This is a genomic window from Bacillus sp. B25(2016b) (assembly GCF_001679765.1).
GTDB lineage: Bacteria > Bacillota > Bacilli > Bacillales > Bacillaceae_G > Bacillus_A > Bacillus_A thuringiensis_K.
Genome location: NZ_CP016285.1, coordinates 732732 through 745223, shown reverse-complemented (window position 1 = coordinate 745223; position 12492 = coordinate 732732). Strand labels below are relative to the sequence as shown.

The following is a 12492-nucleotide window of genomic DNA, read 5'->3' as shown; positions in this document are numbered from 1 at the left end:
GAAAGGAATCCCTTTCTCTATATGTTTTCTGCCATTTCTTCTTTAAATCCGAAGAAGTACGTAAAGATAAATCCGAAAGTATATGCAATTACTAAACCTAAGAAATATAGTAAATATTTATTGTCAGCAATTAACGGAATTAAAGATAGCCCTGATACGCCAATTCCAAGTGAAGCCGTTTGCATAACTGCTTGGAATGCACCACCGACAGCCGCTCCTAAACAAGCAGTAATAAACGGTTTCCCAAGTGGTAATGTAACCCCGTATAATAACGGCTCACCAATTCCTAAAAAGCCAACTGGCAATCCACCTTTAATTACATTTCGAAGTCGTTTGTTTTTTGTTTTCACATAAATCGCAATTGCTGCGCCCACTTGGCCAGCACCAGCCATTGCGAGTACTGGTAATAAAGGTGTTACGTGTGTTTGATTAATAAATTCCATATGAATTGGTGTTAAACCGTGATGCAATCCGACCATAACGAGAGGTAAAAATGTTCCCGCAAGTACTGCGCCAGCAAATGCTCCGCCAATATTTAAAATAGCATTAATTCCGCTCGTAATACCATCTGATAAGAAACCTGCTAATGGCTGAATGGCTAACATCGTTACGATACTTACAACTAATACAGTAATGAGTGGTGTCACGATAATATCAACTGCATTCGGCACTGCTTTTCGAACTTGTCTTTCCACTACAACCATAAGCCATGCTGCAAAAATAACTGCGAATAATCCGCCCCGTCCGGGCACTAATGCTTCACCAAACAATTTTACGTTTGCCATCGCTGGGTTGAAAATTAAAATACCAGCAATTGCCCCAAGAACCGGTGTCCCGCCGAACTCTTTCGCTGTATTCCAACCAACTAAAATTCCTAAGAATGTAAAGATACCGCCGCCAATGAGTAGTAACATTTGTAACCACGTTGCATTTGGATCAGCACCAGCATTTTTCGCAAAGTTAGCAACCCCGTTTATAATTCCTGACGCAACAAGTCCTGGAATTAACGGAATGAAAATACTTCCTATTTTTCGTAAAAAGTTTTTCACCGGTGTATTATTTTTCTTCTTAATCTCTGATTTCATCTCTTGCCCAATATCTTCAAGGTGATGATCTGCTACCTCACCAATTCGTAGTCCTGTTAAGCCTTCCATTTCAGCTGCTACTTTATTTACTGTTCCTGGACCAACGACAACTTGAAGCGTCTCATCTTCTATAACACCCATAACACCTTCAACTTTTTTCAAAAGGTCCATGTTTACTTTACTTTCATCATGAAGCGTTAAACGTAGTCTCGTCATACAATGAGCAATACTACGAATATTTTTTATTCCTCCAAGTTGCTCCGAAATTTCCTTGGCCATTCTCTCTTCTTTCTTCATAATAGAATCCCCCTCCCTATTATTTTATAGTGCTTTCTTCACAAACCCTTTTGCGCATTTTAGTTTCTCCAGTGCTTCCCCATACTCACACTGCAACAACACCATAACAATGGCAGCTTTTACGTTACGTTCTGCTTTTTCATAATACTCTGCCGCTACTTCATAACTAGCGCCTGTTGCTTCCACAATAATTCGTTTTGACCGTTCTACTAACTTTTCATTTGTGGATTGAACATCTACCATTAAGTTTTTATATACTTTTCCTACACCAATCATCGAAGCTGTTGAAATCATATTCAACACTAATTTTTGTGCTGTACCAGCTTTTAAACGTGTTGATCCTGTTAATATTTCTGCACCTGTCTCTACTTCCACATTTAACTTTGCATATTTACTTATTTCAGCATTTTTATTACAAGAAATACTCGCTGTACTCGCTCCTACGCTCTGTGCGTATTTCAAGCCGCCAATTACGTAAGGAGTTCTGCCACTTGCAGCAATTCCAATCACTGTATCTTTCTCATTTAATCCAATACTTTTTAAATCTTCTTCTGCTAACTCTTCGCGATCTTCGGCACCTTCCACCGCTTTAGTAAACGCTTTCAATCCACCTGCTATAAATCCTTGCACCATTTTATCATCCGTGCCAAATGTCGGCGGACATTCCACTGCATCTAGAATACCTAAACGACCACTCGTACCAGCACCAATGTAAATTAAACGTCCCTCTTCTTCAAAAGATTTAATAACAGTCTGTACAACCTTTTCAATTTGTTCTATCTCTTTTTCAACTGCTAACGCAACAGTTCGATCTTCTTCATTCATACTTTGCAACACTTCTTTTATGCTCATCTCATCCAAATTCATTGTTTTCTCATTACGATGTTCTGTCGATAAATTTTCTAACATATTGCCACCCTCTTTGAAATTATATTTCACACTTTTATTATAACTTTAAGAAACTAAAAATTAATTACTCTTTCTTATTTTATGAAATAAAATTTCACGACATGACATATTTTTGTCAAAGATAATAAAGTGAAACTTTAATCAGTGTGGGTTTTGTTCATCCCCACTGATTATTAGCCCGCACCAATCGGGCATTTACGGGCAGTTGATCCCCACCTAACTTTCTTTGCTTCCGCTGAATTTTGAAGTGAGGATCTTACTGCCCGGCAAATAGGGGGATAAAAAAAGATGAGTCTCCTCATCTTTTCTTCTACTTTAACTTCCGTAACCGCAACGCTTCTTCTCGTGTCTCCATAAATTGATTCAATACTTTATTACCAATTCGATTGAAAGTAATCACATATAAAGCATCGATCATATTCAATTGCGTCATTCTCGAAGCAATACTCGCAATACGATGATCTTGTTCTACATCTGGCATACAAAGGCGAATATCCGCTTCTTTATATAACGGTGATGATTGATCTAGTTTCGTAATTCCAATAACAGTTGCACCTTGTCTCTTTGCATACTGCGCCATTTCAAGCACATCTTTCGTTCGACCAGATGTTGAAATCGCAACAAATATATCGCCTTCTTTTAAATTCGTCACAAGCGGCAACATCATATGAAAATCAGATAGCATCATCGCTGTAAATCCAAGCCTTGTAAATTTATAAGCTCCGTCCATCGCCGGAGTAGCTGATCCGCCTACTCCATAAAAGATAATTTTATCGGCATTTACAATACGATCTGCAGCTTTTTCAAGTTCTTTTTTATCTATCGCCGTCACGCTCGCCTCAATTGCAGCTTTATTCACATAAGTAACTTTATTAAGTAAATCATACGGTCCATCTTCTGTATTCATCACTGAAAAATCGTTAATATTATAATCAGCAATCGTTAATTCACGAACGAGTGCTATCTTAAATGCTTTAAAACTTCCGATTCCAATCGATTTACAAAAGCGAACGACACTCGCTTCACTTGCGCCTGCATTCGTTGACACTTCTTTCGTCGTTAAATTCGGTACAATCTCTGCATTCTCCATTATGTACATGGCAACCTTCTTCTCAGCTGGTGAAAATTGATCCATATTACTTTCAATTTTAAATAGTAATGTTGAAGCTTTCACTATTTAACCTCCACTTCTTACGGTTGCGTTCACTTATTTTCTCTTGCTTCAAGAAGGTAATAACCATCATCGCCAGGAGGATGAAACACATTTACAATGCGATTCCCTTTTTGATAAACAGTTCTTTCCCCTTCTGTCCACTTCTTTTCCCAACCGTTCATCCAAATCGCAACATCAGGTAAAAAAGCAGTATATTTCAGCTTCTGACCGTACTCACCATCTGCTTCTTCCGAAAAAATAGAAACCGGAAAATCTTTCACTTTTGATTCTTTCCATGCAGTAAATGGTATACATACTGCAATAAGTACGATTACACCAATAACCTTCTCCTTCGTAATCTTCACACTTCCCTCTCCTTGTCATATCACATACATAGATTTTACCATAATTACAAACCCTTCATGCTATATGATCATTGCTTTTGGGAATAAAAAAAGAGCTTACCTACATCAGATAAGCCCTTCCTCTCTATACAAAATATTTCTTCAAAAGTGGCGGTGTAATAATCGTCGTCAATATAACAACAATAACAATCGCTGTGAAATTTTCTTTCGCTAATAAATTCGCCGTAAGTCCATTTGCAGCGATGATAAGCGCTACTTCACCACGTGATACCATCCCCGCGCCAATACTAATAGAAGATTGGAGATTAAATCCTGTCAGCCTTGCTCCTAAACCTGATCCGATTAACTTTGTGAAAATCGCAATGAGAGTCATAATAATAATGAACCAAAGCTGGCTTCCAATACCTTGAAATGTAATTTCCATTCCGATACTTACGAAGAATACTGGAACAAATATTGCATAAGCAATCGGTTCAATTTTATGTTCCACTTCATGCTTATACTCTGTTTGAGAAATAGCAATTCCCGCTGCAAACGCTCCAATAATACCTGCAATTCCCATCATTTCACTGTAATAAGAAAAAGAGAAACAAATAATAAGAGCCGCGCTAATTAACGCTTCTGTTACACGAAGCGGTACAAGCATTTTCATAATCCAAGGAACGACTTTCCAAGCAATAAAAACAATACTTACAAAGAAAATAATTTTCTTTACAATGACAAGTGTTATATTCACATCTTGTGTTCCTAAAAAACTCATTACAAATGCCAATAAAATAACGACAATGACATCATCAAATACGGCAGCACCTAAAATTGTTGTACTTTCTCTCGTATTCATTTTTCCTAGATCACGTAGCGTCTGGACCGTAATACTAACCGATGTTGCGCAAAGTAATAACCCTAAAAAAATGGCATGGGACTGTATTAATCCAAACAGCAATCCTGTTACATAACCACCGATGAAAGGAAAAATAATTCCACCGGCCGCTACTGCAAACGACGATTTCAAATTCCGATTTAACTCTTCTAAATCTGTTTCAAGTCCCGCCATAAACATAAGTAACAAAACACCAATCTCACTCAGTTCATCGATCAGTTCAGAACTATTAATAATACCAAGTACAGCCGGACCGATAATAATACCGACAATTAACTTACCAAGTACAGAAGGCTGACCAAGTCTCACACTAATGTCACCAGCTAATTTCGTACAAAGTAAAATGACGACAAGTTCAAAATAAAATAACATAGCATCTGCTCCTACTTTAACTTTAATCAGTGGGGTTCTCCATCCAAGTAGATTATTAATCCCCGTCCATTTCTGCAAGTAGTTTCCCCTATTGATCCGCATTTTATTTGTCATATTTTTATTTGACAAAATATTCTGAATTATATTAAGATTAATCCAGCAATTTTAAAAAAAACTACATACCATAACTGCACCTCCACTTCCTTACTTACTCTTTTTTAATGGGCTCATACTATAGTCGCAGTTATGGAAATAAAAAAATGGGGGGAGAGTCCAAAGTGAAGTCATTATTACGAAAAAAAGCGCTTAGTACTGAATCACCAAAGCAGCTAGATAGAACATTAACTGCACTCGATTTAACATTTTTAGGAATCGGCGCCGTAATTGGGACAGGGATCTTTGTATTAACAGGTATTGTTGCAGCAAAACATTCTGGTCCTGGTATTATGCTATCATTCCTTATTGCTGCATTTACTTGTGCTTGTGTAGCCTTTTGTTATGCTGAATTTGCTTCTTCTATTCCTGTCTCAGGAAGTGTGTATACTTACGCATACATGACAGTCGGAGAAGTTGTCGCCTTCATCGTCGGATGGTGTTTAATGCTCGAATATTTACTTGCCGTTGCAGCAGTAGCTGTCGGTTGGTCTGGTTATTTGCAATCTTTACTACAAGGGTTCAATATACACCTGCCCGCCATAATCGCCTCAGCCCCCGGCGTAGGAAAAGGTGGTCTCATCGATTTACCAGCTGTTTGTATTTTACTCATCATTACTGCCCTTTTAAGTTTTGGTATACGCGAAAGCGCACGCATTAATAATATTATGGTTCTTATCAAGTTAGCCGTTATTATCGCTTTTATCGTAGCAGGCGCAAAATATGTAAAACCTGAAAACTGGACACCGTTCATTCCATTCGGATACGACGGTATTATTACTGGCGCTGCCACTGTGTTTTTCGCCTTTTTAGGTTTTGATGCAATCGCAACCGCTGCGGAAGAAACGAAAAAACCACAGCGTGATTTACCAATTGGTATTATTGGTTCCCTTCTTATTTGTACTATTTTATATATGATTGTATCTTTCGTTTTAACAGGTATGGTTCCTTATACACAATTAGACGTTTCTGATCCAGTTGCATTTGCATTGCACTTCGTTGGTGAAGATGCAATTGCAGGACTACTCGCTGTTGGAGCGATGACTGGAATGACGACCGTCCTCCTAGTCGTGATGTATGGACAAGTTCGCGTTTCATATGCGATGAGCCGTGACGGTCTACTTCCAAAAGCGTTAGCACGTGTAAATAAAAGAGTAAAAATCCCTTTATTAAATACATGGATTACTGGCGTCATTGCCGCTTTATTAGCAGGCCTTTTAGACTTACATTTGCTAGCGAATTTAGTAAATATCGGTACATTAACAGCCTTTACATTCGTTTGCTGCGCTGTACTTATTTTACGAAAAACACATCCTGACTTAAAACGTGGATTCCGTACACCTTTCGTACCTGTACTACCAGTTGTCGCGATTCTTTGCTGCTTATATTTAATGATCAATTTGTCTAAAAAAACATGGATTAGCTTTGCAGTTTGGCTTATAGTCGGCTTATGCTTCTATTTCTTCTACTCTAGGAAACATAGTCATTTAGCTAACGAAAAAACAGATGATGAACAGAAAAAAGCATAACAAAATAGCTCGCCGATAAAACGGCGAGCTATCTTTCTGTACTATTATATTTTTTCGTTAACGATTGTAAAATGAAAAATATGCCGATGCAAGCTGTAAACCATGCCCAATTTCCTATTGGTGTCGAATATTTGACCATTCCAATACCCACAAGCACTAAGAAAATAATCACCTGATATATGAGCTTCCACTTTTGCATATATTCCCTCCTTTACTTCGTCCCCTTCTTTTTCTTCTTCCAGGCATTCAAACTATCAAAGAAGAAGTTAATAAATAACGTTCCTAATCCTGCTAATAAAAACGTCATTAAGAATAAAACCCAAATACTTTTATCTTTTAATAAATAATATCCTACAAGGAGCACAACCGCGATCCATACATATTCAAGAATTCTTTTTAGCTTTTTCTGTTCCAAATTATTCGCTCCTTCTTTCTATGCTACTTTTAGTATAACAAAAAAGAAGCCTATCATGATAAGCTTCTTTTCTTCTCTCTTATTTGTTCATACTTTTTTCAACGAGTGAAATCGCATATTCCATCGTACGATTCATCGTTTCTACTTGTGTATCTTTTACTTTCGCATCTTTTAACACAGATTCTGCCACTGTAATTTTTTGGCTCAATGATTTCATTGAACCGTCCGTTACATTTGCAGCTTGCGCTTTTTTCACTACTGCTTTTGCAGATTCAATATTAATTTGTAATTTTTCTTTCGGTGTTTTCGGTTGTTCTACTACTTTAGATTGTACAAATGTTACATTAGCTGTTTTTAATTCGTTATACGTTTGAACGATTTGCTCTCCCGTACTCCCTACATTTTCAAATGCTTGCTTTGCTATGTTAAAGCTTTTCTCTAATTCTTGAAATGCTTCTTTTGAATATTGACCTGGCTTGTCACCAAACTCATACGTACCAGCTAACACTTCTTTTACTTTTCCAAGCTCTTCAAATAGCGCATTTACTTGCTCTAACTTCGTACGGTTAGAAAACTCATTGTACGCTGCTAATACTTCTGAAGAACTTAACGCTTTACTATATAATTTCGCAAGCGCGATTTGTCCATTTAACGGAATACCACCATTTCCGTTACTATCAGGATCCGCTCCAAATGCAAATGGTACGTTCGGGTTATAAACTTTTCCTTGAGCTGACTGACTATTTACTTTTTTACCATCTACGTAAATTGCCACTTCGCTTCCATTATATGTTCCTGTTAAATGATACGTTTTGTTCGCTTCCAATTGAGCGCCAACACGTTTGTAGCTACCGCCAATGTGAGCCCATAATTCAACATATCCACTTCCTGTAGACTCAAAACCAATTCCGCCGCTCTCTGTATTTTGCAAAATACCTTGCCCGCGAATTTCATTCATTGAAAACACAGTTTCTAACGTAAACGTATTTGCTATTTTCTCTTTTTGTGCTGCTGAAAATGGAAGATATCCAAATGTATTTGCTTTTCCGTTTAACTTCATAGCATTCTTTTTCAATGCTTTATCATATTCAATAGTCACATTACCCTTCAATTCACCTTTTGTACCAAATGGTGAATTGTCTTTAAATGTACCATCTGCAAAGTTTACATCAAAAACATCCGCTTTTGGTACTTTCACATTCGGGTCAATATTATCTTTTTTTGTAGTAATTTCTGCTGTTAACGGCTGCGCGGTTTCATTGCCAAATGAATCAATCGCAACTACTTCAAGTGTATATGTTTTCCCATCCTCTAACCCAGCAAGCGTAAACGTAAGATCTTTTGGTACTGGATCACGATAAAACTCTGAGAATGCTAATAACTTGTTTTTAATCTCTCCCGTTTGTTTATCCTTCGCTTGTACGCGATACGAATGAACGAGAAGGTTGTCCAATGCTTGTGGGAATGTTACTGTTGCTGCATTTTCTGTTACATTTGATACTGATAACTTCGCATCTGTCGAAAAAGATGGTTTTTCTTTATCACGATCTTCTACATGTGTAAAAGTTTCTTTCTTTGCTGGTAATTTAATTTTCCAAGGCTCACCTGTCCAAGAATTTGTATGGAAATCACGACGATTAATCGTTACTTCTTTATCGTCTACTTCTACTAATAAACCTTGGCTTAATGCACGCGATTCTAAAGGAATATTCCCTTGCACTTTACCGCCCTCTACCTCCATATAGCTTACAGAAGACGTACCAACAGATGTAAAGTCTTTTTGATGAATCGACCTTGGATCATCTAATGGATAATGTGAATGACCTGAAAACGTAATGACTTGTGGGTATTCTTTTAATACTGCATTAATTTTTGCACTATCCTTCGTTCCCCATTCTTGGCTACCGTACACTGTATCTTTAATATGTTGATGTAAAAATACGAAAATCGGTTTTTCCGGGTCATCTTTTTGCGCCTTTGCCATCTCTTCTTTTAACCAATTAATTTGTTTATCTGAATAATATCCATGTGTTGTCCCATTTTCTGGCGACATAACAAGGAAGTGATATCCTTTCACCACTTTATGATAATAAATTGATTCCATACCTGTTTTTTCTAAGAAACGCTTCTGTGCTCCCTCTACGGATAAACCGTTCCAATAATCATGGTTACCTAGAGAATTCATTCGTACCGCATCTTTATTTGCATTGTCATTATACACTTGCATGAAACGATCATATTGCTGCACAGACCCTGAATCAGTAAAATCACCTACAATAACAAAAGCATCTTGCTTTGGTGCAATTGAATTAAATTGCTCAATCGCTCGTTTCCAGCGGAACATATCATCCGTTTTATTATCTTTAATATGCACATCACTTACAACCGGGAAAACGATTTTCTTCTCACTTGATTCCTTTTCTTGCTTTTTCTCTTCCGCTTTGACTGATGTACTCCACGGAAATGATACAAACGCTAATACAAAAACCACCAATAATCCAATAAGACCTTTTACTTTTCGTAAAGCAATTCTTTCCACGTGAATCCTCCTCATAATAATTGATTCATTACAAGGGCTATTTTATCTAATACATGTTAATGTTGTTTAAATAACAAATGAACTTTATTAGATTTTTGTAAATATACAGTTAATTATAAATCAAGTCCAACATCCCTCGTACCATTGTATACAACCACCTTTTGTCTAAAAGAGTCTGATCATTCTTTTCCTATGACTATTCACATATAATCTTTTCTATAACACTAATGATAAGTTAAGGTTTAAGCCTATTAGACAATCTTAATTTTTAATATTTCCTTCTTTTTTTAACACATCGGCCATACTTTTACATTTAATAGTAGTAAAAGACAACTTAAAAGGAGGGGTTGTATTGAAGAATAAAAAAAATATTGGCTGTTTCGCTCCTTTATCTATTATTTGTCCAGACCCTTGTCCACCGTCCCCTCCTCCAAATCCAAATTGCGAGCGAGTAAAAAATGAATTTGCAGGGAATTTCCTCATAACTAATAACACCATCCCCTCTGCCAAAGATGCATCACAATCAATGATACTATGGCAAAGTGATGGGATACTACTTATATCAGGTACTGTCTCGGTTTACAATAGTACTAGCAGCACCGAAGCAATTACAATTCAAATCATTGGAACAGTAACCAATATTTTCACTGTGTTTCCTGGTAATACAATATCGTACACAGGAAAAGACCTACAGTCGATCAATATTATCAATATAACAAGTAATCTTTCACTATATTTAGAAGGCAAGTACTGTTGCGAATTTACATGTTGCTTATAGAATACCAATTTCATTATTTCCTTAATATAAAAAGCATACCGTTCACGGTATGCTTTTTATGAGATTGGATAACGTACTGTAATACAAAACTCTCCTTGATTAACAGTCGTTCCTGTCGTAGTAATTCGGACAGTAGTAAAATATCGGACAGTGAAAGTACCACTACTTTGTGGTTGTACAGTAATTGTATCAACTACTGTTGCACCTACTAAAAAATCAACTGTAATCGGGTTGGCACCTACATCATATTTCACATAACCTGAACCATATACTTCTTGCGTGATATTATTTGTATATACAATTTGAGTACCAGCACCTGTAATAGACCAGTCTGTACATACTTGATCTTGCACAAGTGTTTTATTAGAACAACAAGACAAACTGGAACTTCTCATTCCCATTTCGATCCTCTCCTATTCTGCTATGAAAGTGGATAACGTGTTGTAATACAAAATTCTCCCTGATACGTTCCAGCAGGTGTTGCAGGTAACACAACTTGTATAATATCAAAACGACGATACGTAAACCCGATACTCGTTCCTGGATTTAATGTTTGTGTATCTATTACAGTACCAGCAGAATCAAGTACCTCTACAGTAATTGGGCCTGGTCCAACATCATATTTAACAAAACCAGTACCAATTACGTTTTGGTTAATATTATTTGTATAGAGAACATTATCAATTGCTGTTGCAACTACAGTAGCAGACCACGGACTACACACTTTATCTTGCACATAATTTTTATCTGGACAACAAGTTAATGCTGACCCTGAGCACTCACAAGACATAGTTGTTTCCCCTCTCTCTTTTATATTCCCTATATGTGTATGTCCCTCAGAGTCTTTTGCCTGTACTATTCATCTATTTTCAAAAAATATTCAAATGACTAGATAGATTCCGTTTTGTTTCTTTTCTTCATATATTTATAGACAAAGATACTAGCAACGATAAGAATAACGCCCCCTAATATCGGTAGCATATATTGCCCAACAACATCTGCTGCTTTTTCCCAATGCGGACCTAATTTCATTCCAAAATAAACATACAAAGTCGTTAACGGGAACATTGCTATAAATGTATATATGCTAAATTTCCATATATTCATTTTCGCCATACCACACGGAACCGAAATAAGCGTTCTAACTCCCGGTACAAAGCGTCCAACAAATGCTACAACTGGTCCATATTTCTCAAAGAAATCATCCGCTTTTTGAATTTGTTCTTCTTTAATAAAGAAGTATTTCCCGTATTTTATTAATAGAGGACGACCGCCGTAATAACCGAGTGCATATAACGTTAAAGGTCCTGTCGTTCCGCCCAGTGTTCCAGCTAATACAGCGAGCCAAAAATTCATATCTCCCTCGTACACCCAATACCCAACCATGGGCAAAACTACTTCTGCTGGAATAAATTCAAACGTTAATGCTAACACAACTCCAAAATAAGAAAACTGCTTTAAAAACTCGATTATATCTAAAATCATTTGCTCCATATTTTTAACTCCTATCCTACGTTTACGTTATGCTTTTCTTGTAATTGAACTGGCGCCATTTTTACAATTCGGTTCAAAATAAATAACACAATTCCAATATCATCTAAAATACCGATAAACGGTAAAAAGTCTGGAATTAAATCAAGCGGCATCGCTACATAACCAACTAAAAAAGCGATAGATAAAATTTTCTTCTTTATTGAAACCTCTTTTGAAGTGAAAAAGTCAAATAGGAATGGAACAAATCGGCGAACATGAAATACAACTCTTAATCTACTAATAAGTTTTTTCATTTTTATTTCTCCTCTCTTTGTATACGAAAAGGACCCTACCAAATATGGTAAGGGTCCTCAAAAAGACAATAAGGGGCCTTTACCATTGCTGGTAAAGGTCTCACTAACAACGAAACGTTGCCAATAAAGCCGAGGGTTTCTCCCTGTAATGACGACTTTACTGTAATAAGTTACTCCCCTTTATACACAATTTTATACAATCACATTAAAATATTTCAGAGAGCTTGTCA

The 12492-nt window shown here is 36.7% G+C and carries 15 protein-coding genes; 2 read left to right on the top strand and 13 right to left on the bottom strand.

Annotation, left to right across the window (positions count from 1 at the left end; all coding sequences use genetic code 11):
• Positions 1-17 precede the first annotated feature (17 nt).
• The 5 genes from BAQ53_RS03905 to BAQ53_RS03885 all read right to left on the bottom strand — a co-directional run bounded on the left by BAQ53_RS03905 (position 18) and on the right by BAQ53_RS03885 (position 5139).
• Positions 18-1382 carry a PTS transporter subunit EIIC gene (locus BAQ53_RS03905; protein WP_000711295.1) on the bottom strand — a complete coding sequence of 455 codons (1365 nt, stop codon included), beginning with the start codon at positions 1380-1382 and terminating at the stop codon, positions 18-20.
• Between the two features lie 24 nt (positions 1383-1406).
• Positions 1407-2291: an N-acetylmuramic acid 6-phosphate etherase gene (gene murQ / locus BAQ53_RS03900; RefSeq protein WP_000892344.1), complete on the bottom strand. Its 885-nt coding sequence runs from the start codon at positions 2289-2291 to the stop codon at positions 1407-1409.
• Positions 2292-2601: 310 nt separating this feature from the next.
• Positions 2602-3465, bottom strand: coding sequence for a MurR/RpiR family transcriptional regulator (locus tag BAQ53_RS03895; protein WP_208906496.1), 864 nt, complete (start codon positions 3463-3465; stop codon positions 2602-2604).
• A gap of 29 nt (positions 3466-3494) precedes the next feature.
• Positions 3495-3809 (bottom strand): hypothetical protein, encoded by a 315-nt coding sequence (locus BAQ53_RS03890; protein ID WP_000704958.1) that lies wholly within the window; start codon positions 3807-3809, stop codon positions 3495-3497.
• Positions 3810-3933: 124 nt separating this feature from the next.
• On the bottom strand, positions 3934-5139 hold the full coding sequence (locus tag BAQ53_RS03885) for a cation:proton antiporter (RefSeq protein ID WP_208906495.1): 1206 nt from the start codon (positions 5137-5139) through the stop codon (positions 3934-3936).
• 200 nt (positions 5140-5339) lie between these two features.
• Between BAQ53_RS03885 and bcaP the strand changes: the two genes are divergently transcribed.
• Complete coding sequence (bcaP, locus tag BAQ53_RS03880) at positions 5340-6743, top strand: branched-chain amino acid transporter BcaP (protein WP_208906494.1); 1404 nt, start codon at positions 5340-5342, stop codon at positions 6741-6743.
• Positions 6744-6771: 28 nt separating this feature from the next.
• Here bcaP and BAQ53_RS03875 read toward each other — a convergent pair whose 3' ends face one another.
• The 4 genes from BAQ53_RS03875 to BAQ53_RS26140 all read right to left on the bottom strand — a co-directional run bounded on the left by BAQ53_RS03875 (position 6772) and on the right by BAQ53_RS26140 (position 10207).
• Positions 6772-6942 carry a hypothetical protein gene (locus BAQ53_RS03875; protein ID WP_001174854.1) on the bottom strand — a complete coding sequence of 57 codons (171 nt, stop codon included), beginning with the start codon at positions 6940-6942 and terminating at the stop codon, positions 6772-6774.
• A 12-nt stretch (positions 6943-6954) separates the two neighbouring features.
• On the bottom strand, positions 6955-7158 hold the full coding sequence (locus BAQ53_RS03870; protein ID WP_000435800.1) for a hypothetical protein: 204 nt from the start codon (positions 7156-7158) through the stop codon (positions 6955-6957).
• A 79-nt stretch (positions 7159-7237) separates the two neighbouring features.
• The gene (locus BAQ53_RS03865; protein WP_208906493.1) at positions 7238-9697 is read right to left on the bottom strand and encodes a LamG-like jellyroll fold domain-containing protein; all 2460 of its coding nucleotides are present in this window, start codon (positions 9695-9697) and stop codon (positions 7238-7240) included.
• Between the two features lie 261 nt (positions 9698-9958).
• Positions 9959-10207: a hypothetical protein gene (locus BAQ53_RS26140; protein WP_003300113.1), complete on the bottom strand. Its 249-nt coding sequence runs from the start codon at positions 10205-10207 to the stop codon at positions 9959-9961.
• On the opposite strand from BAQ53_RS26140, the gene BAQ53_RS03860 reads away from it, so the two are divergent.
• A complete protein-coding gene (locus tag BAQ53_RS03860; RefSeq protein ID WP_231122449.1) occupies positions 10092-10475 on the top strand; it encodes an S-Ena type endospore appendage in 384 nt (127 codons plus the stop codon). The genes BAQ53_RS26140 and BAQ53_RS03860 overlap by 116 nt on opposite strands.
• Positions 10476-10531: 56 nt before the next feature.
• Here the strand turns inward: BAQ53_RS03860 and BAQ53_RS03855 are convergent, their stop codons facing one another.
• From BAQ53_RS03855 to BAQ53_RS03840, 4 genes are all read right to left on the bottom strand, one after another.
• The gene (locus tag BAQ53_RS03855) at positions 10532-10876 is read right to left on the bottom strand and encodes a DUF3992 domain-containing protein (protein ID WP_000525819.1); all 345 of its coding nucleotides are present in this window, start codon (positions 10874-10876) and stop codon (positions 10532-10534) included.
• A 20-nt stretch (positions 10877-10896) separates the two neighbouring features.
• The gene (locus BAQ53_RS03850) at positions 10897-11265 is read right to left on the bottom strand and encodes a DUF3992 domain-containing protein (RefSeq protein ID WP_001277538.1); all 369 of its coding nucleotides are present in this window, start codon (positions 11263-11265) and stop codon (positions 10897-10899) included.
• A 98-nt stretch (positions 11266-11363) separates the two neighbouring features.
• Positions 11364-11969, bottom strand: a complete 606-nt coding sequence (locus BAQ53_RS03845; RefSeq protein WP_000437063.1) for a DedA family protein — start codon at positions 11967-11969, stop codon at positions 11364-11366.
• An 11-nt stretch (positions 11970-11980) separates the two neighbouring features.
• A complete protein-coding gene (locus BAQ53_RS03840) occupies positions 11981-12262 on the bottom strand; it encodes a YkvA family protein (protein ID WP_000733844.1) in 282 nt (93 codons plus the stop codon).
• Between the last annotated feature and the right edge of the window lie 230 nt (positions 12263-12492).

What these genes read in the sequence shown, in the direction of transcription:
- BAQ53_RS03840 (WP_000733844.1), bottom strand. Translation starts at nt 12,262, where the DNA reads ATGAAAAAACTTATTAGTAGATTAAGAGTTGTATTTCATGTTCGCCGA.
- BAQ53_RS03845 (WP_000437063.1), bottom strand. Translation starts at nt 11,969, where the DNA reads ATGGAGCAAATGATTTTAGATATAATCGAGTTTTTAAAGCAGTTTTCT.
- BAQ53_RS03875 (WP_001174854.1), bottom strand. Translation starts at nt 6,942, where the DNA reads ATGCAAAAGTGGAAGCTCATATATCAGGTGATTATTTTCTTAGTGCTT.
- BAQ53_RS03905 (WP_000711295.1), bottom strand. Translation starts at nt 1,382, where the DNA reads ATGAAGAAAGAAGAGAGAATGGCCAAGGAAATTTCGGAGCAACTTGGA.
- BAQ53_RS03850 (WP_001277538.1), bottom strand. Translation starts at nt 11,265, where the DNA reads ATGTCTTGTGAGTGCTCAGGGTCAGCATTAACTTGTTGTCCAGATAAA.
- murQ (WP_000892344.1), bottom strand. Translation starts at nt 2,291, where the DNA reads ATGTTAGAAAATTTATCGACAGAACATCGTAATGAGAAAACAATGAAT.
- BAQ53_RS03855 (WP_000525819.1), bottom strand. Translation starts at nt 10,876, where the DNA reads ATGGGAATGAGAAGTTCCAGTTTGTCTTGTTGTTCTAATAAAACACTT.